Annotated in this window: 25 protein-coding genes and 1 riboswitch; of the genes, 4 read left to right on the top strand and 21 right to left on the bottom strand. The window is 70.3% G+C overall.

The window, feature by feature from the left end; genetic code table 11:
* Positions 1–10: 10 nt before the first annotated feature.
* The 9 genes from dnaG to RBS60_RS09495 form a co-directional block, all read right to left on the bottom strand.
* Complete coding sequence (gene dnaG, locus RBS60_RS09535; protein WP_307957313.1) at positions 11–1918, bottom strand: DNA primase; 1908 nt, start codon at positions 1916–1918, stop codon at positions 11–13.
* Between the two features lie 25 nt (positions 1919–1943).
* Positions 1944–3257: a deoxyguanosinetriphosphate triphosphohydrolase gene (locus RBS60_RS09530; RefSeq protein WP_307957312.1), complete on the bottom strand. Its 1314-nt coding sequence runs from the start codon at positions 3255–3257 to the stop codon at positions 1944–1946.
* Positions 3220–4422, bottom strand: a complete 1203-nt coding sequence (gene dusB / locus RBS60_RS09525) for a tRNA dihydrouridine synthase DusB (protein WP_374049260.1) — start codon at positions 4420–4422, stop codon at positions 3220–3222. Before dusB ends, RBS60_RS09530 begins: the two co-directional genes overlap by 38 nt.
* Before the next feature lie 67 nt (positions 4423–4489).
* Positions 4490–5302, bottom strand: a complete 813-nt coding sequence (locus tag RBS60_RS09520) for a hypothetical protein (protein ID WP_307957311.1) — start codon at positions 5300–5302, stop codon at positions 4490–4492.
* Between the two features lie 326 nt (positions 5303–5628).
* Positions 5629–6147, bottom strand: a complete 519-nt coding sequence (locus RBS60_RS09515) for a hypothetical protein (protein WP_307957310.1) — start codon at positions 6145–6147, stop codon at positions 5629–5631.
* Between the two features lie 117 nt (positions 6148–6264).
* Positions 6265–6876: a response regulator transcription factor gene (locus RBS60_RS09510; RefSeq protein ID WP_307957309.1), complete on the bottom strand. Its 612-nt coding sequence runs from the start codon at positions 6874–6876 to the stop codon at positions 6265–6267.
* A complete protein-coding gene (locus RBS60_RS09505) occupies positions 6873–8147 on the bottom strand; it encodes a histidine kinase (RefSeq protein ID WP_307957308.1) in 1275 nt (424 codons plus the stop codon). The genes RBS60_RS09510 and RBS60_RS09505 overlap by 4 nt, the downstream gene beginning before the upstream one ends.
* A gap of 24 nt (positions 8148–8171) precedes the next feature.
* Complete coding sequence (locus RBS60_RS09500; protein WP_307957307.1) at positions 8172–8981, bottom strand: ABC transporter permease; 810 nt, start codon at positions 8979–8981, stop codon at positions 8172–8174.
* Entirely contained in the window at positions 8978–9928 is a 951-nt protein-coding gene (locus RBS60_RS09495) for an ABC transporter ATP-binding protein (protein ID WP_307957306.1), read from the bottom strand. Before RBS60_RS09495 ends, RBS60_RS09500 begins: the two co-directional genes overlap by 4 nt.
* Before the next feature lie 127 nt (positions 9929–10055).
* Between RBS60_RS09495 and RBS60_RS09490 the strand changes: the two genes are divergently transcribed.
* Positions 10056–10913, top strand: coding sequence for a lysophospholipid acyltransferase family protein (locus tag RBS60_RS09490; RefSeq protein ID WP_307957305.1), 858 nt, complete (start codon positions 10056–10058; stop codon positions 10911–10913).
* 63 nt (positions 10914–10976) lie between these two features.
* On the opposite strand, the gene RBS60_RS09485 is transcribed toward RBS60_RS09490, so the two are convergent.
* Complete coding sequence (locus tag RBS60_RS09485) at positions 10977–12056, bottom strand: GNAT family N-acetyltransferase (protein ID WP_307957304.1); 1080 nt, start codon at positions 12054–12056, stop codon at positions 10977–10979.
* Positions 12057–12082: 26 nt separating this feature from the next.
* Positions 12083–13465, bottom strand: a complete 1383-nt coding sequence (locus RBS60_RS09480) for a glycine--tRNA ligase (RefSeq protein WP_307957303.1) — start codon at positions 13463–13465, stop codon at positions 12083–12085.
* Between the two features lie 129 nt (positions 13466–13594).
* On the opposite strand from RBS60_RS09480, the gene RBS60_RS09475 reads away from it, so the two are divergent.
* A complete protein-coding gene (locus RBS60_RS09475) occupies positions 13595–13858 on the top strand; it encodes an RNA-binding S4 domain-containing protein (RefSeq protein WP_307957302.1) in 264 nt (87 codons plus the stop codon).
* Positions 13859–13871: 13 nt separating this feature from the next.
* Here the strand turns inward: RBS60_RS09475 and RBS60_RS09470 are convergent, their stop codons facing one another.
* Positions 13872–14570 (bottom strand): dienelactone hydrolase family protein, encoded by a 699-nt coding sequence (locus tag RBS60_RS09470; RefSeq protein WP_307957301.1) that lies wholly within the window; start codon positions 14568–14570, stop codon positions 13872–13874.
* A 167-nt stretch (positions 14571–14737) separates the two neighbouring features.
* Between RBS60_RS09470 and RBS60_RS09465 the strand changes: the two genes are divergently transcribed.
* Together RBS60_RS09465 and RBS60_RS09460 are read left to right on the top strand one after the other, a co-directional pair.
* Positions 14738–15583, top strand: coding sequence for an SGNH/GDSL hydrolase family protein (locus tag RBS60_RS09465; RefSeq protein ID WP_307957378.1), 846 nt, complete (start codon positions 14738–14740; stop codon positions 15581–15583).
* Positions 15584–15612: 29 nt separating this feature from the next.
* The gene (locus tag RBS60_RS09460; RefSeq protein ID WP_307957300.1) at positions 15613–16140 is read left to right on the top strand and encodes a hypothetical protein; all 528 of its coding nucleotides are present in this window, start codon (positions 15613–15615) and stop codon (positions 16138–16140) included.
* Here RBS60_RS09460 and RBS60_RS09455 read toward each other — a convergent pair.
* The 9 genes from RBS60_RS09455 to RBS60_RS09415 form a co-directional block, all read right to left on the bottom strand.
* Positions 16127–16354 carry a ferredoxin gene (locus RBS60_RS09455; protein WP_307957299.1) on the bottom strand — a complete coding sequence of 76 codons (228 nt, stop codon included), beginning with the start codon at positions 16352–16354 and terminating at the stop codon, positions 16127–16129. The two genes, RBS60_RS09460 and RBS60_RS09455, sit on opposite strands and share 14 nt — an antisense overlap.
* A complete protein-coding gene (locus RBS60_RS09450) occupies positions 16351–17574 on the bottom strand; it encodes an NADH-ubiquinone oxidoreductase-F iron-sulfur binding region domain-containing protein (protein ID WP_307957298.1) in 1224 nt (407 codons plus the stop codon). The genes RBS60_RS09455 and RBS60_RS09450 overlap by 4 nt, the downstream gene beginning before the upstream one ends.
* A gap of 20 nt (positions 17575–17594) precedes the next feature.
* Positions 17595–18149 carry a ferric reductase-like transmembrane domain-containing protein gene (locus RBS60_RS09445; RefSeq protein WP_307957297.1) on the bottom strand — a complete coding sequence of 185 codons (555 nt, stop codon included), beginning with the start codon at positions 18147–18149 and terminating at the stop codon, positions 17595–17597.
* On the bottom strand, positions 18146–19114 hold the full coding sequence (locus RBS60_RS09440; RefSeq protein WP_307957296.1) for an FAD:protein FMN transferase: 969 nt from the start codon (positions 19112–19114) through the stop codon (positions 18146–18148). Before RBS60_RS09440 ends, RBS60_RS09445 begins: the two co-directional genes overlap by 4 nt.
* A gap of 1 nt (position 19115) precedes the next feature.
* Positions 19116–19397: a hypothetical protein gene (locus RBS60_RS09435; protein WP_307957295.1), complete on the bottom strand. Its 282-nt coding sequence runs from the start codon at positions 19395–19397 to the stop codon at positions 19116–19118.
* A 147-nt stretch (positions 19398–19544) separates the two neighbouring features.
* Entirely contained in the window at positions 19545–20651 is a 1107-nt protein-coding gene (locus tag RBS60_RS09430; RefSeq protein WP_307957377.1) for a homoserine O-acetyltransferase, read from the bottom strand.
* A 101-nt stretch (positions 20652–20752) separates the two neighbouring features.
* Entirely contained in the window at positions 20753–22150 is a 1398-nt protein-coding gene (locus RBS60_RS09425) for a bifunctional o-acetylhomoserine/o-acetylserine sulfhydrylase (protein ID WP_307957294.1), read from the bottom strand.
* A 14-nt stretch (positions 22151–22164) separates the two neighbouring features.
* A riboswitch (SAM riboswitch) is annotated at positions 22165–22277 on the bottom strand.
* A 66-nt stretch (positions 22278–22343) separates the two neighbouring features.
* Positions 22344–23573 carry a type II toxin-antitoxin system HipA family toxin gene (locus tag RBS60_RS09420; protein WP_307957293.1) on the bottom strand — a complete coding sequence of 410 codons (1230 nt, stop codon included), beginning with the start codon at positions 23571–23573 and terminating at the stop codon, positions 22344–22346.
* Complete coding sequence (locus RBS60_RS09415) at positions 23570–23788, bottom strand: helix-turn-helix transcriptional regulator (protein WP_307957292.1); 219 nt, start codon at positions 23786–23788, stop codon at positions 23570–23572. The genes RBS60_RS09420 and RBS60_RS09415 overlap by 4 nt, the downstream gene beginning before the upstream one ends.
* Positions 23789–23975: the final 187 nt, after the last annotated feature.

Raw genomic sequence — 23975 nt, 5'->3', positions numbered from 1 at the left:
GTGGCCAGGCTCAGTCGGCGGAGCGGAGGGCACGACGACGCAGCTCGAGCTCCATGAGGCGGCGGTTGAGGCGTTGGAACGCTTCCGGCGCACCGGCCGGGTCCAGACGCTGCAGCTGCCCGATCATCTCGGCCTTCTGGGCTGTGATCTGCAGCTCGGCGAGGCCCGCGAGGATGTCCCGGCAGTAGCGCTCAAGCGACTCCTCAGTCGTAGCCGGGAGGGGTGTCACCGCAAGCTCTGCCAGAAGCGGGCGCAGGGGCTCTGCCAGCTCGTGGCGCACACGCTCTATCCAGCCGGCCGTGGCCTCCTGCTCCGCCGGACGTCCGGCAGCGACGATCGCGGAGTGCAGGGCGGCGTACGCTGGCGCCGCAAAGCGTGCCGAGGCGAATTCCGCCCATGAGACATCGAGCAGCATCTGGGGCTGCTGGAGGACCACTTCGAGGGACTGCCGCTCCATGACCGCCACCGGGTCCCGCGGGTCCGGGAGCCAGACGGCAGGCGCGGCAACGGCGGCACTCGGCCCCGCGGCGTCGTGCGCCGCACCGGGCCGGTTGACGCCCTGCTGGGGCCCGCGAGACGCGCCCGACGCTGTGAGGTGCCTTCCGGCCGACGTGACCGCCCGCGTGACCTCCTCGAGCGGCACCCCGAGCCACTTCGCGAGCTCGCGGGCATAGGCCGGCCGGATGGCCTGGTCTCGGATCTGCGCAACGACCGGTGCGGCCTCGCGCAGTGCCGCGACGCGGCCCTCGACCGATTCGAGGTTGTGCTTGCGCAGGGTGGCCTGGATCGCGAACTCGAAGAGGGGTCGGCGCGCCTCGATGAGCTGCCGCACGGCGGCATCTCCGCGGTGCTGGCGCAGCTCGCACGGGTCCATGCCGCTCGGCTCGACCGACACGTAGGTCTGGGCCACGAAGCGCTGATCCTCCTCGAAGGCCCTGAGTGCGGCCTTCTGGCCCGCGGCATCGCCGTCGAACGTGAAGACGACCTCTCCCCCGGTCCCGTCGTCCGAGAGGAGCCGGCGAGCGATCTTGATGTGCTCGCCGCCGAACGCCGTTCCGCAGGAGGCGACGGCGGTGTCGACGCCCGCGAGATGGCACGCCATGACGTCGGTGTAGCCCTCGACGACGACGAGCTGGCGTTTCTTGGCAATGTTGCGCTTGGCCATGTCGATCCCGTAGAGGACCTGGGACTTCTTGTAGAGCGCGGTCTCTGGGGTGTTGAGGTACTTGGGGCCCTGGTCATCGTCGAACAGGCGCCGGGCGCCGAAGCCGATCACCTCCCCCGTGATGTCCCGGATGGGCCAGATGAGGCGGCCACGGAAACGGTCATACAGGCCGCGGTTGCCCTCAGAGAACATGCCCGTGAGCCTCAGCTCGTCGTCCGTGAACCCTTTGCCCCGCAGATGCTTGAGGAGCGCGTCCCATCCCTGCGGGGCGAAGCCCACACCGAACTGCTCGGCGACGTTGCGCTCGAATCCGCGCTCGAAGAGGAACTGGCGTCCCGCTGCGGCGGCAGGGCTGAGGAGCTGGGCCTGGAAGAACTCTGCGGCGATCTTGTGCGCGTCGAGCAGGCGCTGGCGGCGGCCGACCTCTTCGCGCCGTGGTCCCGCGCCGTCCTCGTAGTGCAGCTCGTAGCCGATGCGGGCCGCGAGCTTCTCGACCGTCTCGGCGAATGCTGTGTGGTCCAGCTTCATGACGAAGCTGATGACGTCGCCGCTCTCGCCGCAGCCGAAGCAGTGGTAAGTGCCCACGTGGGGGCGGACGTGGAATGAGGGCGAACGCTCGTCGTGGAACGGGCACAGGCCCTTCCAGGAGCCGATGCCTGCACCCTTGAGGGTCACGTAGCCCTCGACGACCTCCTTGATGTCCGTGCGCGCACGGACCTCCGCGATGTCCTCGGGTTTGATCAGGCCGGCCACTGGTCCACCTTAGTCCCGGTCACCGTCACCACAGGCTCGGCAGGCTGCCGACGAGCCGCTCATACCATGCGAGGCCCGAGCCATCCGTGAGGGAGGCGACCTGGTCGACGACGACGCGCAGCCGGCCCGCGTCGTCCTGCGCCGCGCGCCAGTCCGCGGCGAACATCGGCTCCAGATGCCGGTCCCCGGTGGCGCTGAGCGCCGTCACGAGGGCGTGCAGGACCTCACGCTGGCGCTCATAGATGGGCTGGCGGTGGTCGGTCGTCATGACGAAGGTGGTGGCGAGGCCCTTCATGACGGCGATCTCGGTGACCGTCTCATCCGGCACCATGACCTCGCCGGCGTACCGCGTGAGCGGGGCCGCGCCGTACGCGGCACGCGTCAGAGAGAGGGCGCTGTCGCAGAACCGGCCGATGAGCTGGCTGGTCATGTTCTTCAGGGCGGCCATCGACCGCCGCGAGCCGTCTGCCTCCCGAACCCACACGGGTGTGGCCTCGAGCCGCGCAAGCGCGGCGTCGATCTCGGCCGGCTCGCTGTGCGGGAGGTACCACTGCTGGGTGTAGCCGATCACGCGGGCGCGGTGGTCAGGGTTCTCCATCCAGCGCAGCTGGAACTTCCCCGCCACGATCGCGTCCTCGACGTCGTGGACCGAATAGGCGATGTCGTCCGAGAGGTCCATGACCTGGGCCTCGATGCAGGACCGACCCGCAGGGGCGTCTTCACGGACCCACGAGAAGATCGGCAGATCGTCCTCGTACGCGCCGAACTTGCTGGTCCGGTGCCCGTGGATGAGCGGGGCGTCCACCGCCGTCCAGGGGTACTTGCACGAGGCGTCGAGGCTCGCCCGGGTGAGGTTGAGCCCCGCCGGCTGGCCGTCACGGTCGAGGACCTTCGGCTCGAGGCGCGTGAGCAGGCGTAGGGTCTGGGCATTGCCCTCGAAGCCGCCAATCGCATGGGCGATGTCATTCAAGGCGCTCTCGCCGTTGTGGCCGAACGGAGGATGGCCCAGATCGTGGCTCAGGCATGCGGTGTCGACGACGTCCGGGTCGCAGCCAAGCACACGTCCGAGCTCGCGGCCCACCTGGGCCACCTCGAGGGAGTGGGTCAGGCGCGTGCGGACGAAGTCGTCGGTGTCAGGGGCGACGACCTGGGTCTTCGCCCCGAGTCGGCGCAGCGCCGAGGAATGGAGGACGCGCGCCCTGTCCCGCTCGAAGTCACTGCGGTAGCTCTTCTTGCGGGGCTCCTCGACCCAGCGGCTTGAGTCCTGCTTCGAGTATCCGCGGGTGCCCTCGGCGACCGCCTCAGCCACCGGACACGTCCAGTTCGGCGGCGGCGACATCCCGGGACTGGTCGGCATCCATCGTGCGGCTCTCGAGCCAGCGATGCGGGAGCGCCGGGCGCTTGGGCGAACCGGCCCTGCCGCGCGGGCCCTCGGCGTCGACGCCGGGGTAGGGCGCCTCGGCATCGAGGGTGTCGAGGCGCCCGCGCAGCTCCTCGAGGGTGTTGACCTGTGCGAGCTGGGCGCGCAGCTCGCCGCCCACGGCGTAGCCCTTGAAGTACCAGGCCACGTGCTTGCGGATGTCCCGGAGCGCCCGCCCCTCCTCCTCGAAGTACTCGACGAGCAGCTCTGCATGGCGGAAGAAGGCCTCGCCGACGTCCTTGAGGCCCGGGCGGATGCGGTCCGCACGACCCTCGAAGGCCGCCTGAAGGTCACCGAAGAGCCATGGCCGCCCCTGGCATCCACGCCCGACGACGACGCCGTCAACCCCCGTTTCGCGCACCATCCGCACCGCATCCTCAGCACTCCAGATGTCCCCATTGCCCAGGACGGGAACGTCGGGCAGGGCCTCGCGGAGCCGTGCGATCGCGCTCCAGTCGGCCGTTCCCGAGTAGAACTGCGCCGCAGTGCGCCCGTGGAGGGCAACCGCCGCGACGCCGGCGTCCCGCGCGATCCGGCCTGCCTCGAGATAGGTGAGGTGGTCCTCGTCGATGCCCTTGCGCATCTTGATGGTCAGCGGAACGTTGCCCTTGTCCGCCTCGCGGACGGCCGTCTGCACGATCTGGGTGAAGAGGTCGGTCTTCCACGGCAGGGCCGATCCGCCGCCGCGCTTGGTGACCTTGGGCACGGGGCAGCCGAAGTTGAGGTCGATATGGTCCGCGCGGTCTTCCTCGACGAGCATCCTCACGGCCTGCCCCACGGTGACCGGGTCGACGCCGTAGAGCTGGACGGACCGGACCGCCTCGTCGTCATCGTGTTTGATGATCCGGAGCGAACCGGGGTGGCGCTCGACCAGGGCGCGGGTCGTGACCATCTCCGCAACGTACAGGCCACCGCCGAACTCGCGGCACAGCCGCCGGAATGCCGTGTTGGTGATGCCTGCCATCGGGGCGAGCACCACGGGCGTGTCGATCGTGAGGCGGCCCAGCTTCAGGGGCGGCAGTTCGAGGCGCACTCCACCTGCGGACGCATCCGCAGAGGGGTTGTCAGGGAGAACGGTTGGCACAGCAGTCACTCGTCCATTGTGTCAAAGTGGCGCAAATCGCCAGGCAGCCGGTCACCGCCCGGCGCCTTCACGCCACCTGCTCGGCTCCGCTGCCGTGCCCGGCGATGGCCTCCATGACGCTCTTCGGCAGGGTGAGCACGGGCTGTCCGTGCTCGAACTCCGTAGCGGCCATGACCTCCCCGCCGGGGCGCCACCAGTAGAGGTGCCGACTCAGGGGTGCGACCTCACCCTTGGCGAGAATGGCGTTGACCTCGAGCATCGAGATGACCCCTTCCACCGTCGTCTCCTCACTCACTTCGCTGAACGTGATCATCCTCAGCGCTGGGACACTGAAGAAGACGCCGAGCGGACCGGGGTCCATTCCGAGTCGCTCCATGAGCCGTTCCGGGTACGCGAGCCACGAGGCCTGGCGCGGGTGGTCGGAATCGAGCAGGAAGACGGCGGAACCGTCCTTCACGAAGGCCTCCGGACGTCCGAGGTCGGCCGAGAAGAGATTCTCTTCGGCGGCCTCCCAGGCGGACTCGAGTCCTCCGGCCTTGGCAAGGTGGCGGTCCGCGACGTACATCGAGGTCTGTTCGCGCCGGATGGCCATGATGAGCGGAAGGCCTCCCACGCGTCGGGCGTAGGTGTACTCCTCGGTCCAGGCGTCCGGGGGCATGCGCTCCGGGGCGACGAACCGTGGAAAGAGCCTCTCCCGCAGGGCTGGTCCGGCGTAGCCCAGGCTCCCCCGGACGGCGCTTCCCTGGACTCCTGCACCGATGAGCTGCCGCACGATCGCCTCGACCATCACCGGCCACTCCGACTCGGGGAGGAGGAGGGCCTCCCGTGCGATCGTCCCGAACCCAAGCTGTGCACCGGCACCGGTGAACGGGCCGCCCATCACAACAATGTGGGTTCCGAGGTCCTTTGCCCTGAACCCGAGGCCCCGCACAGCGTCGCTGCAATGGCGTCGCAGGGCGTCCGCCTGACGGACGCTGAACTCTGGCAGGTGGCGGTCCGGGGCGTCGGCGCCTGTTGCGTCTCCCGCGGCGCCTGCGACACGCGCGATGCCGCCTACCTGACCCGCTCGATCCAACCGATTGCGCTGCGCCTTGCCCATTCCGGACCCCCTGCTCACGTGGCTCGGGCGCCGAATTCGGGGCCCGTTCCTGACGCTACGCACCGACAACCCCCGGCGGGACCCCGCCGGGGGTGTATGTGTATAACTCAGGCGCAAACAGCCTCCGCGGCCGGCGCGGGACGAAGCACCTCATCGGCGCGGCGCTGAATGATCCAGCTCTGGAGCCCGAGCGTCGCGGCGAGGTAGAGCATGATCGAGGCGGAGCCCACGGGGCCCAGACCGTGGTGGCCGTCAGCCACCGCGGCCAGCACGTCGACAATGACGTGGATGGCCAGCCCGGCCGCCCACAGTCCGAGGACGGGCCACCCGCCCCGACGGTAGGCCGCGCCGTTGTGCGCCCACACCGTCGCAGCCCACCCGCGGAGCCAGCCGAACACGGCGGCGAGCAGGAGGGATGCGGTGAGCGCCACGGCGTCCGCCGCTTGCATCCCGCCAGCATCGGCGAGCCGCGCAACCTGCCAGACGCCGATCGCCCCGAGGATCAGAAACAAACGGGCCTTGAACTGCTCCACCGGCCGGGTCTGGAATTGGCGTACAACGGCCCACGCGAGAACGGCTGCGGCGAGGACTGCGGTGGCGAGGCTAAGGGTGAGGGTGGACGTCATCGGGGATCGGGCTCCTAGTCTGGATGGTGCCGCTTCGTGCGGCTGATTCCATGGTTCAGCCCGCTCGGCACCCCGGCCCCACACGCGTGTCACCCGTTCGGCATGACATCTGTCAGTTCAGAGGAGCCAGCCGTTCTCCTCGGCGATTCGCGCCGCCTCGGCCCGCGTCGCGGCCCCAGTCTTGCCGATCGCGCTCGAGAGGTAGTTGCGCACGGTGCCCTCGGAGAGGAACAGCGTCCTCGCGATGCTTGCCACCGTGCCGCCGCCGGCAGCTTCCCGCAGCACGTCGGTCTCGCGCTCGGTGAGGGGGCTCTCACCCGCTGTGAGCGACTCGGCCGCGAGTGCGGGATCAACCACGCGCAGCCCTGAGGCGACGCGTCGCACCGCCTCGGCGAGCTGCCGCGCGGGCGTGTCCTTGACCACGAACCCTGAGGCCCCGGCCTGCATGGCGTGTCTCAGGTATCCCGGGCGCCCGAAGGTCGTGACCATGAGAACCCGGACTCCCGGAATGCCCGCAGTGATCTCGGCGCACGCAGTGATCCCGTCCTTGACGGGCATGTCGACGTCGAGGAGGACCACGTCCGGGGCGGCGCGCGCAGCCAGCGAGACCGCCTCGGCGCCGTCGCCTGCCTCCCCCACCACGTCGATGTCCGGTTCGAGGTCCAGCAGCGCCGCCAGGGCACCGCGGACCAGTGCCTGGTCGTCGGCGAGGACAACCCGGATGCTCACTGGGCTGCCCCTGCCCGTCCGGCCGTACGGGGGCTCAGGCGCACCGTCACGGCAAAGCCGTCAAGCGGTCCGGGGCCGGTCTCGACCGTAGCGCCGAGGGCCCTCGCGCGCTCGCGCAAGCCCCTGAGCCCGTGCCCGTCGCCCGCCGTCGGGGCAGCGACTGGCGAGGCGCCCCCGGCCACGACGCCTGCCGTCGTGCCACCCGCCGTCTGGGGCGGCGATGCGGCCGACGGCGCGTCCCCGCCGCCGTCGTCTGCGATCGTCACCGACGTGGGGCCGAGCAGGATCTCGCACCGACGCGCCTGCGAGTGCCTTAGGACGTTCGTGACGCCCTCTCGGACGGTCCAGGCAAACAGCTCGCGCGCGGCGCTCGGGACCTCGTCCGTGGCCCGGGGGATGTCCGCCTCAATTCCCGTGGCCGCGAGCGCGGCCCGGGCGCGCGCGAGCTCGCCGGGGAGGGATATCTCGCGGTACCCGTCGACGGCGCGGCGAACGTCCGCGAGGGCGTCGCGGGAGAGTCGCTCGAGATCCTCGAGCTCGGACCTGGCCCGCCCCGGGTCGGCGTCCATGACCCTCCTGGCCAGCTCGGCCTTGACCGTGATGACAGTGAGCGAGTGGCCGAGAATGTCGTGGAGGTCGCGGGCGAACCGGGTGCGCTCCTCTTCGACCATGAGCCGCGCGTTCTCGCGCCTAGCCCGCCCGAGCGCCCGCTGGCGCCGGGCGGAGATCACGGCAACCCCGACCGCGACGACGCCCATCGCCATTCCGGTGAGCGTCCCGAGATCCTCGGTCCAGCCAGGAACCACTGTCCAGGCGGCTGCATAGGCGACGGCGAGCGCCACGGCGACGGCGAACGCCCACACCATGGGCATAGTCCACATGCCGGCGATCGCGAGGAACACGAACGGCGTGGTCCCCGACTGGCCCAGCATTGCGAGGCAGACCACGGCGAGCGCCGCCATGGCGACGTACCCGAGCCAGCCCTGGAGGCGGGCGGACGGGCTCGCAACAACGTCGGCCCCGCCCATGACGTAGCCACGCCGCGAGAACTGCCACACGTACACGACGGCGAACCCGAGCACCGCCGCGAAGCCGACGTCCCCCTGCGGCTTCCCAAGGAGCTCCGCGGCGTGAACGAGCGGCGAGATGAGCCAGACGAGCCAGATCGACGCAACGAACACCCCTAAGAGCCTTGACATGCGGTCCGTGCGGCCGTCCTCGTCGTCAGGGGTCGCGCCGCGATTGGCGGCACCCCTGAGGAAGCTGATCATGGACACCACTGTGCCACGGACCGCCTAGACCCTGCGGGTGTCCCGGCGGAACATGAGCCCCGCCCCGGTCGCGAACACTGCGAGCCATGCGCAGATGTTCAGCGCCCATACCCAGTCGAACGCATCGCCGAGCAGCACAGCGTGCGCCACCATACTCGGGCCCCACATGGGCGTGAACCTCGCGACCTCCTGGAGGATCGGGTCCATGAGGTAGAACGGGTAGAACACCCCCCCTGCGAAGGCCATGAGCGCGAGGCCGAGCCCAAGGAATTGCATCGAGTTCTCTGTGGGCAGCAGGTACCCCATGAACAGGCCGAATGCCGCAAGGACCGCCGCGCCGAACCACTCGAGGAGCATCGAGAGCACCCAGACGTCCGACGGCATCGTTGCGCCGCTGAGCAGGCCCACGGCGTTGACGGCCACCACTGGAAGGAGGCTCGTGAGTAGGGCCGTGAAGGCCTTGACGGCGACGTACGCCTGAGGGCGGAGCGGGGTGAGTCGTAGTTGCCTCGACCAGCCCTGGGCCCGTTCCACGGAGACGCTCGCCGCCGTCATGACGGCCACAGTCATCGCCCCGTACAGGGCCATCGAGATCATCGAGTACGCGGCCACGTTCCCGCGGCCCACAGCCTGGCGGCCCAGGCCGCCCGAGCCGCCGAACGCGAAGTAGATCGCCACCGGCATGACGACGGCGAACGCGAGCGTGCGCGCGTTCCGCGCCACCCGCAGGACTTCGATCCTCACGAGCGTCGGGTTGAGCCCGCCAAGGCGCGGGACCCCGGGGGCCGGTCCCCCGGCCCTAGTCTGGTCCGGGTGTGCGGCTGCGGTGGTCATCGCGTGCTTCCTTCCTTGCTGAATGCTCGGCCGGGTTCCCGTGCGGTGCCTGCGTCTCCTGCGGTGAGTGCCATAAAGGCGTCCTCAAGCCCGTGCGACGTGATCGCGAGGTCCCGCGCAGACGTCGCCGTGAGCAGGTGTCTCGCCACGGCGTCGCTGTCCAGCGCACGGAAGGCGACCTGGTCGCCCTGCCGCTGCGCGCCGTCGTGCGCGGGGACTGCGGCGAGGTCCGCGTCCGTCGCGCCGGGCCAAGTTGCTCGCACCATGCGTCCCGCCGCCATGGCCCGGAGCTCCCCGGGCGTGCCGTCGGCGACGATCCGGCCCGCGTCCATGAGGATCACCCGGTCCGCGTACCGCTCGGCCTCCTCGAGGTAGTGGGTCGCGAACAGGACCGTGCAACCGCCAGCAGCGTCCTCGCGGATCGCGGCCCAGAAGTCCCGGCGCCCCGTGACGTCCATGCCGGTCGTGGGCTCGTCGAAGACGATGAGCGATGGATCAGAAATGAGCGCCATCGCAAAGCGCAGCCGCTGCTGCTGCCCGCCCGAGCACTTGTTGACCCTCCGCCCCGCGATCCCGGCAATTCCGGCACGGTCGAGGCACTCCTGGACACCCCGCGTGTGGCTGAACAGCGACCCGGTCAGCTCGACCGTCTCGCGGACCGAGAGGTCCTTGAGCAGCCCCCCGGTTTGGAGCACGGCGGAGACGAGTCCGCGGTCGACGGCCCGGCGCGGCTCAAGCCCGAACAGCTCCGCGGAGCCGGTGGTCGGCACCGCAAGACCGAGCAGCATGTCGATCGTGGTCGTCTTGCCAGCCCCGTTCGGGCCGAGGAAGGCCACGACCTCTCCGGGGCGGATTGCGAGGGAGACCCCTGCAACCGCATGGACAGCTCCGAAGGTCTTCTCAAGCCCTGTGGCCTCAACGGCCCAGAGCGTTCCCTGTGAACTCATGCGTCCATGGTCATCCGCGCGGGCATCTGGTCCCCCACACATCCGTCAGGGATGCCGCATGACAGATGTCATGCGAGGCCTGCTCACGAGGGCCGTCCCTTCCGGGCGTGAGGGTACTGTGGGCGGCATGGCGACACCCCGCGACGCCCGCACCGCCTCGACCGCGAACAGGCTGCGACGGCCGCGGGCACTCCAGCCGGGCAGCCTGTGGCTGTACGACACTGCGCGCCGGGCGTTCACGGGACTGCAGGGCCTCTTCCGGGTGGACGTGATCACCTCTGGCCTCGACGCCGTCCCCCACGGCCAAGTGGTGCTCGCCATCACCCACTTCGGCTACCTCGACTTCGTGCCCGTGGCCCTGACGTGGTGGGAACAGCGCCGTGACCGCCTGCGGTTCCTCGTGGGTCCCCGCCCCTACCGCAGCCGCCTCTTCGGTGCCGTGATCACGGCGTGCGGCGGGCTCGCGGTCGTCGGCCAGCCGGGCCATGCGAGCCTCAGCGCGTCACTGGCCGCTCTCGACGCAGGCTGGAGCATCGCCCTCTTCCCCGAGGCAGGCGTGAGCCGGAGCTTCACGGTCCGCCGGTGCCACACAGGAGCGGTCCGCATGGCGCGCGAGACCGGCGTCCCACTCATTCCCGTCGGCGTGTGGGGCGGGCATCGCATTATGACCCGCGGCCACGACGTGATGTCGAAGCGCGGCGGCGGCTCGCTCGCCGGCCTCTTGAGGGCCCCGATCCGCATCCACTTCGGCAACCCCGTGGACCTCTCCGGCTCGGCCGACGCCGACGACGCTGCGCGGCGTCTCCAGGCCGCGATGCAGGACGCGGCCGACGTCGCGGCGCGCGACTTCGCGCTCGGCCTTCCGGCGCGTGCGTGGTGGGTGCCCGCGAAGTTCGGCGGCGGGGCGCCGACCGAGGCCGAACGGGACATCTGGGATGCCCGCGACGCTGTGAACGGACTGCGCCCCGACCGGGACAAGATGTGAGCCGCCCGCGTTGAGTGGTCGGGCCCCTGCCGGTCCACGACCCCTCAACAGGCTAGGCGGCGCTCAGTCGCCGAGTGTCAGTGTCTCGGGGCCAATCTGCTCCACCGCCCCCGCCGCGAGCAGGGGGTCGACGGCAGCCCGGACAGCCGCCATCGAGTCGTCTACCTCGAGCTGCACGGGGTGCTGGTAGGCGATGAGGGCGAGAAGTCCACGCACGGCGTCCGCCGCGTCTGCGGGGTCGAGCCGCACCTCGTGCCCGAGGAGCACCTCGCTCGGCTGCTCGGCGACCGCACTCGCTGGGCCTGCGTAGCTCACCGCGAAGGCCCGCAGGCGGCCCTTCTTCTTCGCGGGGGCCACGCCCGCACCGAATGCACTCGCCGCCGGGGCGCGGAGCACCACGGCGCCGTGGGCGCCCGCCGCATCGGAGAGGAAGAGCTGCTGGGCCCGCCCTACGCTGATCGGTGCGGGCGGATCCCACGCATGCACTTCGGCGTAGTACCGGCCGACGGCGTCGCTGAGCTCGACCGAGCCAGTCGCCAGATCCTCGACGAGCGGCGAGGAGTCCCCCGCCTCCGTGCCGTCGCCGAAGACAGGCAGTTTGAGGGTGCCCGGGCGCACAAGGACCTCGCGCGAGCGCTGGAGCACGGTGAAGCCGGATGCTTCGGCGAACGCCGCCCCTGACGTGCCCGCGGTCACCTTGGTCCGCAGCTTCGCCGCGCCTAACGGGGCGTCCGCAGCGTGCACCGTTGTCGCCCCGGCGGCCGCCTCCCGCAGGCGGCCGAGGATCTCGGTCGCGACACCGGCTCGCCGGTGGTCGCGCGCGACCTCGACGTAGGCCCACAGCCTCGCAGGGTGAAGGGCCGCCTCGTACACGACGCCGGCCGCGACCGGGATGCCCTGGTCCTCGGCCACGAGGCATCGGCGCCACAGGGCGGGCGGCGTTGCGGCCCGGGGGCCGACGGCGGACGGCGAGGACGCGCCGTCGTGCATCGCCCTGGACTCAACGTCGCCCCGGGCCCCGTCAGAGTCCGGCGCCAAGGCACCGCGGAACTGCTCGGCAGCGGCGCCCTCGGCGTCTCCCCAGAGCTCGAGGAGGGCCCGGTCGTCGCCCTCGCGCCAAGGACGGTAGGTCAGCTGCGCCACGACGTATCCTCCCTCGTCCCTCGCCCTTACTTCCCGAGCCGCTCGAACAGGTAGGCGGAGACCTTATCCAGGGCAACGCGGTCCTGGGACATCGTGTCGCGCTCGCGGATCGTCACCGCGTGGTCCTCGAGGGTGTCGAAGTCCACGGTGATGCAGAACGGCGTGCCGATCTCGTCCTGGCGGCGGTACCGGCGGCCGATGGCTCCGGCGTCGTCGAACTCGATGTTCCAGTTCCTGCGCAGTTCCGCGCTCAGGTCGCGGGCCTTGGGCGAGAGGTCCTCATTGCGGCTCAGGGGCAGGACGGCGGCCTTGACCGGGGCGAGCCGCGGGTCCAGGCGCAGGACGGTGCGCTTGTCCACACCGCCCTTCGTGTTGGGGGCCTCGTCCTCGGTGTACGCGTCGACGAGGAACGCCATCATCGACCGGGTCAGGCCGAATGACGGCTCGATGACGTAGGGGATATATCGCTCGTTCGTGGCCTGGTTGAAGTAGGCCAGCTCGTGGCCGGAGGCCTTCGAGTGGCTGCCGAGATCGTAGTCGGTGCGGTTCGCGACGCCCATGAGCTCGCCCCACGCGTTGCCCTGGAAGCCGAACTTGTACTCGATGTCGATCGTCCCGGCGGAGTAGTGGGCGCGCTCGTCCTCGGGGACGTCGAACTTGCGCATGTTGTCCGGGTTGATCCCCAGATCGGTGAACCAGTTCCAGCATGCGTCGACCCAATGCTTGAACCACTCGTCCGCCTCGGCGGGGGCTGTGAAGAACTCGATCTCCATCTGCTCGAACTCGCGCGTGCGGAAGATGAAGTTGCCGGGGGTGATCTCGTTGCGGAACGCCTTGCCGATCTGGCCGATACCGAACGGCGGCTTCTTGCGGGAGGTCGTGACCACGTTGTTGAAGTTCACGAAGATGCCCTGGGCCGTCTCCGGGCGCAGGTAGTGCAGGCCCTCGGCGTTGTCCACGGCGCCGAGGAACGTCTTCATGAGGCCCGAGAACATCTGTGGCTCGGTCCACTCCCCGGTGGTGCCGCAGTTCGGGCACGAGATCGACTCCATGCCGTTCTCCGGCGCCCGGCCCTTCTTGGCCTCATACGCCTCGATCAGGTGGTCCTGGCGGAAGCGGTGGTGGCACTGGAGGCACTCGACGAGCGGATCCGTGAACGTCGCAACGTGGCCAGAGGCCTCCCAGACCTGCTTGGGCAGGATCACCGAAGAGTCGAGCCCCACCATGTCCTCACGCCCGCGGACGAAGGTCTGCCACCACTGTTCCTTGATGTTCTCCTTGAGCTCGACGCCGAGCGGACCGTAGTCCCACGCAGACCGGGAGCCTCCGTAGATCTCACCGGCCTGGTAGACGAATCCGCGGCGCTTGGCCAGGGAGACGATCGAGTCCAGTGCGGTCTTGGGTGCCAAAGCGGTTCCTCCGTAGCGTCAGGCCGCTGGGTGCGGTCCGTCAAGTGTGCGCTTCTAAGAGTACCGGCGGGCGGCGGAGCCCGCCCGCCGCCGGGGCTGCGAGGCACGCACCTGGCCTAGAGTTGCAGCATGCCTGACCGAGAATCCTCCGCCGCGCTCCCTCCCTACGCCCAAGGTGCCGAGGAGGTCGAAGTCCGCGAGGGCACGATCCGGCTCGGGCAGCTGCTCAAGCTCGCCTCGCTCGTCGATGACGGCGTTGAGGCGGCCGATCTCATCCGCAACGGCCTCGTCAAGGTCAACGGGGACATCGAGGACCGCCGAGGACGGCAGCTCACGGTCGGCGACGTGGTCGAGGTCAACGGCCAGCGCGTTCGGCTCGTTCCCCGCGGCTGACGGCCGGCGCGCGTCAGCCCTTGAGCACGGAGAGCTCGAGGAACTCCTTGACGTGCGCGAGCTCGGGTCCGCTGATGCCGTGCCCGCTCCCGGGATAGGTGACCTTCGTGAGGGCCACGTGGCTGCGGACCCATCCCATCGTGTACTCGACCTTGTCCGCCGTGATGACCGGATCCGCCTGGTCGCGCCCCCAGAACATGGGCACGGTCCCGTCGAGCTCGGTATCGCGGAAGTACTCGTAGTCCTTCTCGCCGGCGGCGGCCGGATCGATCGCGAAGCCCGAGAGTCCCACCACGGCGGCGAAGTCGTCGGGCCGGCGGCGCACGAGCGAGGTCGCCATCGCCACGCCCATCGAGAACCCGAGCAGGGTCACCGAGGTGTGCTGCTCGCGCACCCCGTCGAGCCACGCGAGCACGTACTCGGTCGCCGCCTCAACGGAGTCCATCGTGAAGTCCTGCGCGGCCATGAGCGGGAACCACTGGTACGCACCGGGGGCAAGCGTCTGCGGCGCCCGCAGCGAAACGACGGTGAACTCCTCCGGCAGGTACCCGGCCAGGCCCATGAGATCGGCCTCATTGGACCCATAGCCGTGGAACAGCACGATCAGCGGGGACCCGGCACGCTCGCCCTCGGGGCGGCTCCAGAGCGCGACGTGCGCGGGGTAGTGGGCAGGGAAGTTGGCGCGCCGGGCGTCGGCGGTGGCGTCAGTCATGACTCTATTGTTCCATATAGTTGAAACATCAACTATATGGACTTCATCACCCCGCGGTATGACTGGAGCACAGCATCGAACAAGTCGATGGGGCCCGAGCCGCCAGTCATGTTACCCGCAAGTAGCAAGTGATATGCCAATCAGCGCATAATGGTCCGGTGACCGAGATGCATGAGAACGATCGTCAGGAGATCGAGTCGCCAAACAGCCCGCGCCACCCGTGGCACCGGTATGTTGCGATCGGCGACTCGTTCACGGAGGGCATCGGCGACCCGGATCCCCACAATCCAGGCCGCCATCGCGGCTGGGCGGACCGGCTGGCCGAAGAGCTCGCACGCGGCTCCGAGGACTTCGCCTACGCCAACCTCGCGATCCGGGGCCGCCTTCTGGGCCGGATCCTCGAGGAGCAGGTCGAACCCACCCTCGTCCTCCACCCGGACCTCGTGTCCCTTTCAGCTGGCGGCAACGACCTGCTGCGCCCGGGAAGCGACCCCGACGCCCTGGCGCTCAGGCTCGACGACGCCGTCGGGCGCCTCTCCGACGCGGGAGCGACCGTCCTGCTGTTCAACGGCCCGGACATCGGCTCGACCCCCGTGCTCTCGGCAATCCGGGGCAAAGTCGCCATCTACAACGAGAACGTGCGCGTGGTCGCGGCACGGCACGACGCGGTGGTCGCGGACATGTGGGGCCTGCGCCAGCTCTCGGACCCGCGCATGTGGGACGCGGACCGGCTGCATTTCTCCCCGCTCGGGCACCACACGATCGCCATCATGGCGCTCGACGCACTCAACGTCGTGCATGGGCTCGAGCCCATGGAACCCAGCCCCATGCCGGTGCGCACCTGGCGGACGGCGCGCTCCGAAGACCTCGTGTGGGCGCGCGAGTTCTTCGTTCCCTGGGTGGTGCGACGGATCCGGCACAGATCGAGCGGCGACGGCGTCCTGGCGAAGCGGCCGACGGCGGAACCCGTCTTCGGCGCGGGCGTCCCGATGGGCTCGGGCGAACCGAGCTGACACCCAGCCTCCGCGCGTAGGCTGGGACCATGAGCTGGATCTTCTGGGTGATCGCGCTGAGCTGGATCGTTCCGTTCATCATGCGGAGGCTCGGCCAGCCCGGGCCGCGCGGGGGCCGCCCGCCGTACCAGCAGGGCCCGTATCCGCCGCGCGACCAGTATGGCCAGATCCCGGGGCAGTACCCGCAGGGTCGGTATCCCGGGCCGCAGCCTCCGCCGGCACCGCTGCCCGGGGGACAGGGGGCGGGGCCGCAGGGTGCGCAGACCCCGTGGTGGCAGCAGCCACTCCCCCCCGGATTTCCCGGCCAGCCAGCCCCGCAGGGGCAGTCCGCGCCGCAGCCCGCGCCGCAGCCCATGCCTCAGAATCAGCAGCCCCAGCATGAGGCTCCCCGGCAGGCGCAGCCGGCCCCCGCGCCGTCGGACGCGCCCGCCATCCCCGGCGAGGCGCCCGACGGCTACCGCGCCAAGAAGCTCGCCGAACTGGACCGGCAGTTCTCCGACCAGAAGATCTCCCTGGAGGAGTACATGAAAGCGCGCAACGAGGTCATGCGCGGCTGACTCGCCTCAGCATGAGCGCCCGCACGGGGCACAGGTCCACGGCATCCTGGGCGGCATCCGCGAGCGAGCCCGGCACCGGCACGTCGCGCCCGCCGCGGCCCATCGGGTAGCCCCAGTCGTCACGCACGAGGACCTCCGGCAGCAGCTCCGTGCACAGGCCCCGGCCCTCGCAGACTGTGAAGTCGATGTGCAGCTCGAGCTGGGTGCGGCTCATCGGTCCCCCCTCGGCCCGGCACTGCAGACGCCGCCGAGGTGCGCCTGCACCTCGTTCCGGAACACCGAGAGCGTGCTCCTGACGAACCCCGCCGTCCCGTCGGGATGCCTGCACGCTCCTCGCCCGGACACGACGCCGGCAAGGCGCTCTGCCTCCGAGGCGAGCCACGGGGTACGCTCCCCCGCCGCGATCCGCTCCAGGACTGTGGCCATGGCAGGCAGCCCGAACATGCACGGCCCGCACTGCTGTGCCGAGCTGTCGGCGAGGTACCTCGCGATGGGCGCGGCCGCCGCCAGCCCGCACCGGCCCTCCGCGACGGCGTACACGATGCCAGCCCCGGGGCGGGCAGCGTAGCGGGCCAGACCCGCCGCAGTCATGGGCCGGTCGAAGCCGTCACGTGGCACCCACGCACCGTGGAACCCTCCCACGAGGACTGCGGCCGTCGAACCCGCGCCCGCTCCGGCCGCAGTGAGGATGTCCCGCAACCGCGCCCCGCCCTCGACCTCGATGACCGCATCGCCCGGGACGTCGCCGGACACGCTCACGAGCCGCGTCCCGGGATCCTCGGCCGTGCCGGCCTTCCGGAACCACGTAGCGCCGTAGCGGGCCACCAGCGCGAGGTGGGCGAGCGTCTCGATGTTGTGCAGGAGGGTCGGCAGGCCGCGGAAGCCGGAGACGCTCAGGCGTGCGGTCGTGTCCCTCGGGACCGCATTCCCGGTCTCGAGTGCGTTGACGACCGCGCTCGCCTCGCCCGCGATGAACGTCCCGGGGGCCTCGACGAGCTTGACCCTCCGGGCATCGCGCCGTTCGGACACCGCCCGCCCCACGATCGCAAGCGAGTCCGCGGGCGCATACAGGAACAGCTGCGCGGCGCCGAGCGCCTCCCCCGCCGTCAGGAGACCGTCCAGGACGAGGTGGGGGGCTCCCCTCAGCAGCGCGGCATCCTTGCGGCTGAGTGGTTCGCCCTCGGCCCCGTTGGCGATGACCACGGGGCGCCGTCCAGTCACGGACGAGAGTTTGCGCCAGGCGGGGAAACCCGCGCCGCCACGGCCGGCCAGTCCGGAGGCCTCAAGCTCAGCCAGCAGGCTCTCGCGAGTCCAGTCCAAGGCGCGCTTCCCATACGCGGCCTCGTGGGCAGCGAGGCTCGGCGCGGCTGCAGCGAACAGCCGGCCTGTGCCGAGAGCCGGCACGTGCACCATGTCGCCAGTCGTCGTGCTCATCATCGCTCTCGTTCCCGGGCTCAGACGCGCCCGAGTCGGGCAGCGGACGTCTCGGCGAAGCCGCGGCTGAGGCGCCAGATCACCGCGCAGACGGCTGCGCCTGCGCAGGCCCAGGCAAAGGCCTCGAACAGGAGATCACCGGCGTTGGTCCCGGACCCCAGGGCGTGGGCGAACGCCAACGGCCACATGGCGTAGGCGGCCCAGTGGATGGCCCGGAACGTGCGCTGGCCGATGCGGTTCCGCAGCAGTCCCGTGACGACGAGCGCGATCACGAGGTCGAACGCCACCGTGCCGAGCCCGACCCACAACGGGTTCCAGCCGGAGATGAACGGCACGACCGCGTCCTGCAGCGCGAGCTTCGCGTGGGGATCGAGCATAAGCGTGCCCACGTGGAGGACGAGGAACACGAGTGCGATGAGAGACGTACTCCGATGGACGAGCGCCACCGAGAAGCGGGGCAGGCCCAGGAGCGGGCGCCCGGATCGGCTCACCACGCCGAAGACGAGCACAAGGGTGAAGAGGCCCAGCGACACGATGCCGCTCGCCCTGCCGAAGGCCCACATGACCTCGTTCACTGCAGAATCTCCCCCACGGCGCCGGCTGCCGCGGTCGCGGCAAAGGTCGTGCCAAAGGCGGCGGGCGTCGGAGGCCACCCATTCAACTCCACGACGTCCCCGTCACTGCGCACCAGCCGCGCGGGGTACCCGAGCTCACGGAGCCAGGCGACTCCCCGCGTGCCCAGCACCACGGCACCGGTGCTCGCCATGTTGGCGCTGAGGCAGTCAGGGGCCGCGACCGAGACACTGCGCCAGAGCTCGGGGGCCGGAAGGGACGTCCACGGATCGAGGATGTGCTGCGCGTGGGACTGCCGAGCGCGGCGCTTCTGGGTGCTCGACGTCGCGATGGCCCAGCCCCCATCGAGACGCACCTGGGTGACAGGATCGCTGGGCAGATCCTGTACGAGGACCTCCCATGATTCGGAGCCGGCGGTCGCGATGTCCCCTCCGAGCGAGACGAGCACGGACGTCTCGAAGCGCGCGAACACCTCGCGCGCGGCAAGATCAGCGGACGCGGCCTTCGCGGTCGCGCCGAGATCGAGCACGACGCCGGGGGGAACCGTGAGGACGCTGCCGTCGAGTCGGACGTCCCGCCAGCTCTCGGCGGGCACGATTCGGGGGACGACAGACGAGGTCCCGGCGACTTCCGAGGCAACAGGCGAGGCAGACGCGTCGGAAACCGGCGCAGGACCGAATCCGAGTTCGGCCAACGGCCGTCCGAGTGTTGGCACCACGGCACCGCGACTGCGCTCGGCGGTATCGAGCGCGCAATCGAGCAGGCCCGCGAGAAGGGGGCTGACCGTTCCGCCGCCAGCCTGGACAAGCCGGTTGAGCTCAGAGTCCGGTCTGAAGCGGCTCGCCGCCTCATCGACCCGGTGCAGGAGGTCACGGACTAGCTCAAGCGCCGGACCGAGTGCGGCAGGGTCGCTGACCACCAGACGGCACTCACACGTGAAAGCCTCGAAGTCTGCGCTGGCCGGCACGTCACGATCCAGACGAGGTGCCCATGGCGCCGCCGCCCTGCGATGGCTGGAGGCCCTGGTACTGCTGGCCGCGCTGATGGCGCTGGGAGCCGCTGTTCAGGCTGCCTCCGTCCGAGCCGGTGGCGGGCGCTTGGCTCGTTCCGGTCGTCGAGACGTTCTGGACGACCGCCGGCGCGTAGACCGCCGCGGCGATCGCACCGGCCCCGAAGACGCTCGTCGCGCCCACGGCGACTGCCGTGAGCCGTGCCCGCCGACGCCCGGTTTCGCGAATGCTCTCAGCCATCACGTGCCTCCTCTGCTGTCTTTGTTCCAGCATGGAGCATCCAGATGTGGCTGCAACCCGAGAATCCTGTGCGCTGACTGTGCCTTGCCGGGTGGACCGGCGCCGTACCACCGTCGGGCGACCGCCGGTCCACCCGGCAACCATGCGCTATAGGGTGAAGACCCTCCGCCGCAGGTCCCCCCCGAGCTGGCCGATCTCGGTGAGGAAGCCGTCGTGGCCGATCTTCGCATCGATCGTGTACACGGGGACCTCGCCGGGAAGCGCGCGCGCAAGCTCGTCGCTCTGCTCGGGGAAGTACAGCCGGTCCGAGTTGACCGAGGCAAGGAAGAACTCGGCCTTGGCGGTGGCGAGCGCACGCTGCATCCCGCCGCGGCCACGGCCCACGTCGTGGCTCATGAGGGCCTCGGTGAGCGCAACATAGCTGTTCGCATCGAAGCGGCCCACGAGCTTGTTCGCCTGGTGGTCCAGATAGCTCTCCACCTGGTACCGCCCACGCCCGGCGGCGCCCGCAGGCGCTTCGAGCGGGTTCTCTGCGCCTTGTCCCCGCCGGCCGAACCGGAAGTTGAGCTCCGGCTCAGAGCGGTACGAGATGTGCGCTATGCGGCGGGCGAGGCCCAGCCCAGCCGTGGGGGCCGGCCCGCCGTAGTAATCACCGCCGTTGTAGGCCGGGTCCTGCCGGATCGCGAGGAGCTGGGCCTGGGCGAGCGCGATCTGCTCGGCCGTGGAATAGCCGCCGATCGCCACGACCACGCAGTGCCGAACCCGCTCCGAGTACGTGGCGCCCCACTCGAGGGCCCGCGCGCCGCCCAGCGAGCCACCGACCACAGCATGCCACCGCCGGATGCCGAGCCGATCGGCAAGCCGCGCCTCGGCCCGGACCGAATCACGGATCGTCACGAAGGGGAACCGGGATCCCCACGGAACGCCTTCGGGATCGAGGCTGCTCGGCCCGGTCGAGCCGTAACAGCCGCCCAGCATGTTCGCTGCGACCACGAAGTACTTGTCCGTATCCACAGGCTTCCCCGGGCCCACGAGCGCGTCCCACCAACCGGCTTCGTCCCCGCTGCCCTGGGCAACGTGGGTGTCTCCGGTCAGGGCGTGCTGGATGAGGACCGCGTTGGACGCATCCGCGTTGAGGGTGCCCCAAGTCTCGAAGGCGAGCTCGACCTCGGGCAGCGCGCCGCCTGCTTCGAGCTGGAGCGCACCGACCGCGACGGTACGGAGCACACCGCTGACGGCAGCGTCCTGCCGCACCGGCGTGGTGCGCTGCGCCCCGCCTGCTGCGCGTTCGCGTGCCGTCCTCTCTCGGGCGATGCCGTCAACCACAGTCCTTCCCGGGGTGCCGTCAACGAGAGTCACGCCACGGGCTCCGCGACGACGTCGTCGACCTGCCCGTCGGCATCCTGCAGGGATGAGGCGACAGCGGCGAATCCGGCCTCGAGGTCTGCGAGGATGTCGTCGATGTTCTCGAGGCCGACGGCCAGGCGCACGAGGCCCGGGGTGACGCCGGCGGCGCGCTGCTGATCCGCGGTGAGCTGGGCATGCGTGGTCGACGCCGGGTGGATCACGAGCGAGCGCACATCGCCGATGTTCGCCACGTGCGAGTGCAGGGTCAGCGCATCCACGAATGCTGCGCCAGCCTTGGCCTGGGCGGCGCCGTCCACTTCGGTGCCGCCGGCCAGCTCGAACGAGACGATCGCACCAGCGCCCTTCGGTGCGTACTTCCTGCCGAGCTCGAACCACGGGCTCGAGGGCAGGCCCGCGTAGGCGACCGACTCGACGTCGACCCTCTCCTCGAGCCACCGGGCAACCTTCTGGGCGTTCTCGACGTGCCGCTCGATCCGCAGCGAGAGAGTCTCGATGCCCTGCGCGATGAGGAAGGCGTTGAACGGCGAGACGGCGGAGCCGAGGTCGCGCAGGAGCTGGACGCGCGCCTTGAGGATGTACGCGAGGTTTGCGCCGAGGATCCCGTTGACGCCGAGGTCGCGGGCGAAGACGAGGCCGTTGTAGGTCTCGTCCGGAGTGTTGAAGCCCGGGAAACGCTCCGGATCCTTGGCGTAGTCGAACGTGCCGCCGTCAATGATCACGCCGGCGATGGCCGTGCCGTGGCCACCGAGGTACTTCGTGGCGGAGTGCACGACGACGTCCGCGCCGTGCTCGAGGGGACGCACGAGGTACGGGGTCGCAACGGTGTTGTCGATGATGAGCGGCACACCGGCCCCGTGCGCGGCAGCGGCGACGGCCTCGATGTCGAGGACGTTCTGGCGCGGGTTGGAGATCGACTCGGCGAAGAACGCCTTGGTGTTCGGCCGCACAGCGGCCTTCCACTCGTCAAGGCTGTCCGGGTCCGTGACGAATGTGACCTCGATGCCCAGCTTCTTGAAGGTGTGGGCGAGGAGGTTGTACGTGCCGCCGTAGAGGCTCGCGCTCGCCACGACGTGGTCGCCGGACTCGGCGACGTTGAGGATCGAGTAGGTCGTCGCCGCCTGGCCCGACGCGAGGAGCAGCGCTCCGACCCCGCCCTCGAGGCTCGCGAGGCGCTGCTCGACGGCGTCCTGGGTCGGGTTGCCGATGCGCGTGTAGATCGGTGAGAGCTCCGCGAGCGCGAAGCGGGCCGCGGCGCTCTCGGCGCTCGGGAACACGAACGAGGTGGTCTGGTAGATCGGGAGGGCCCGGGCTCCGGTCTCGGAGTCAGGAGTCTGGCCGACGTGGATCTGGCGGGTCTCGAAGGACCATTCGGGGTTGCTGGACATAGCAAGCTCCTTTGCAGCTGCGCTTGACCGACGGCTCTCGCCGGCCCAGGTCTTCACCCGGGGCACCCCGCCGCATCTGGAGGGTTGCCGGCCAGCGAACCGGGGTTTGGCGCTGGCACTCATGACCTATCTGGAGTGTAGGCGGCACACTGATCACTGGGCCAAGCATGTGACCGTGTGTTAAGTGGGGGCCTCAGCCCTCCATGAGCCGGCGCCGGTGGCGCAGCTCCTTGACCCACGCCCGCGTGACGGTGGCGGCGAACGGCGAGGGACCGCCGTCGTGCTCCTGCAGGTCCTCCAGGAGCGGCCCGGCCGCCCGCAGAGCCGAGCCGAGCACCCCCTCCGCCGCGCGTGCGGGCAGGCCGAGCTCGAGCGCCCACGCGAGGAAGTGGCGCCGCGAGACGCCCGTGGTCTTGCCGCCGATCGGCAGCGCGAGGGTCTTGTCGCCGTACGGAACCGTCGACGGGATGTCGTAGACCGGCGCGACAGCCCACTCCCCCGGCACGGCGAGTCCTCGGACCACGGAGACGTTCTTCGCGTGGAGGTCGCCGTTGCCGGTCAGCCACGCGAACGCGCCCTGGAGGGCGAGGCTCCGCAGCGCCGGGAGGGGCGCCGCGCAGTGCGCGGCGACGGCGTGGCACAACTCCTCATAGGTCACGTTGTACTTGTCCGCGGGGTACAGGCCCAGCAGTTGGGAGCCGTCCTCGACAGCGAGTCGGCGTGTCCCCCCGCCCGCCTCGTCGGGAGGGCGGTCAAACCGCTCGACGAGCAGCCCCGCCCGCCCCGCGACGTCGTGCACGAGCCTGACCGGGCTCACCGGGATCCGCAGCTTGGCGGCATACCGGTACATGAGGCGCTCGTTCTCGACCACGTGAGGGAACTCGGGGGCGTTGAGCTTGAGGATGTACCGCCGCCCGGACTGCGCCGCCGGCACGGAGATCATGCCGGCGCTGACCTTGTCCTGGACCCCGGCGAGCGCCTTCGGGTCCACGAGGGCGGGATCGTTCAGGAGTGCCGCGAAATCGGGGGTACGGCGGGCATCGAGCACGACGGCGTGGGCGTCACCCGGGTGCGCGGCTTCGCTGGGGAGGGGCTCGCCGTGGGGGACGATCTGGACGTCGCCGACGGGGTCCGAGCCCGCGGCCATGAGGAGCCCGAGCTCGTCGTCCGCGCTCGTCTTGACGGCGCGGCGCAGGGACGCGAGCCGGCGGCCCTCGGGCAGCAGCCCGGTGAAGAACGGCGGGACGGCGCCGGCGCCCGTCACCACGGGGCGGGACGAGAGCGGGAGGGTGCTCGCCACCGCGTCGACGCCCGAGGCCAGATAGGACGGGAGGTAGGTGAAGCGCGTGCCGCCCTCGAACCGCTCGAGGCGGGCGGCCAGGACCCCGGCCTTGTAGACATCCGCGATGCGGTGCCGGGTCATCGCGCGGATCCTCGCGTGGCGACGCGCAGCTCGAGGCCGAGCGCATCGAGGACCGCTCCGAGGGCGTCGAGCTGGACGCTGGATTTGCCCTGCTCGACGAAGCGGACAAACCGCTCGCTCACCCCGGCTAGCTCGGCCAGATCCTGCTGGGTCAGCCCGAGCGCACGACGCCGCTCCCTCACCCCGGCGGCAATCTCACGGCTCAGGCGCTCCACACGCCCCCCTCCCGGAGTCGGGTGAGACGGCCTTCGGTTCCCCGCTCGCCGAACCGCTCACCGAAACGGCACGAACGTTCCGCTTCCCAGCTTGCGCTGGCAGGGAGTGTGAGTCAAGGCACGACCGAGCCATCCGATCGGCACGAACGTTCCTATTTCGCGAGAATATGGCCTGTCTGCGCGAGTT

The sequence above is a fragment of the Sinomonas sp. ASV486 genome, assembly GCF_030908215.1.
Lineage (GTDB): Bacteria > Actinomycetota > Actinomycetes > Actinomycetales > Micrococcaceae > Sinomonas > Sinomonas puerhi.
The sequence above is the reverse complement of the archived record's forward strand: the minus strand, read 5'-3'. Positions and strand labels throughout refer to the sequence as shown.

Bases quoted from the DNA above. Each gene is read 5' to 3' on its own strand.
- RBS60_RS09530 (WP_307957312.1), bottom strand. From the start codon at position 3,257: ATGTCGCCGCCGCCGAACTGGACGTGTCCGGTGGCTGAGGCGGTCGCC.
- RBS60_RS09520 (WP_307957311.1), bottom strand. From the start codon at position 5,302: ATGGGCGGCCCGTTCACCGGTGCCGGTGCACAGCTTGGGTTCGGGACG.
- RBS60_RS09515 (WP_307957310.1), bottom strand. From the start codon at position 6,147: ATGACGTCCACCCTCACCCTTAGCCTCGCCACCGCAGTCCTCGCCGCA.
- RBS60_RS09505 (WP_307957308.1), bottom strand. From the start codon at position 8,147: ATGATCAGCTTCCTCAGGGGTGCCGCCAATCGCGGCGCGACCCCTGAC.
- RBS60_RS09500 (WP_307957307.1), bottom strand. From the start codon at position 8,981: ATGACCACCGCAGCCGCACACCCGGACCAGACTAGGGCCGGGGGACCG.
- RBS60_RS09495 (WP_307957306.1), bottom strand. From the start codon at position 9,928: ATGAGTTCACAGGGAACGCTCTGGGCCGTTGAGGCCACAGGGCTTGAG.
- RBS60_RS09490 (WP_307957305.1), top strand. From the start codon at position 10,056: ATGGCGACACCCCGCGACGCCCGCACCGCCTCGACCGCGAACAGGCTG.
- RBS60_RS09475 (WP_307957302.1), top strand. From the start codon at position 13,595: ATGCCTGACCGAGAATCCTCCGCCGCGCTCCCTCCCTACGCCCAAGGT.
- RBS60_RS09470 (WP_307957301.1), bottom strand. From the start codon at position 14,570: ATGACTGACGCCACCGCCGACGCCCGGCGCGCCAACTTCCCTGCCCAC.
- RBS60_RS09465 (WP_307957378.1), top strand. From the start codon at position 14,738: ATGCATGAGAACGATCGTCAGGAGATCGAGTCGCCAAACAGCCCGCGC.
- RBS60_RS09460 (WP_307957300.1), top strand. From the start codon at position 15,613: ATGAGCTGGATCTTCTGGGTGATCGCGCTGAGCTGGATCGTTCCGTTC.
- RBS60_RS09455 (WP_307957299.1), bottom strand. From the start codon at position 16,354: ATGAGCCGCACCCAGCTCGAGCTGCACATCGACTTCACAGTCTGCGAG.
- RBS60_RS09450 (WP_307957298.1), bottom strand. From the start codon at position 17,574: ATGAGCACGACGACTGGCGACATGGTGCACGTGCCGGCTCTCGGCACA.
- RBS60_RS09435 (WP_307957295.1), bottom strand. From the start codon at position 19,397: ATGGCTGAGAGCATTCGCGAAACCGGGCGTCGGCGGGCACGGCTCACG.
- RBS60_RS09425 (WP_307957294.1), bottom strand. From the start codon at position 22,150: ATGTCCAGCAACCCCGAATGGTCCTTCGAGACCCGCCAGATCCACGTC.
- RBS60_RS09420 (WP_307957293.1), bottom strand. From the start codon at position 23,573: ATGACCCGGCACCGCATCGCGGATGTCTACAAGGCCGGGGTCCTGGCC.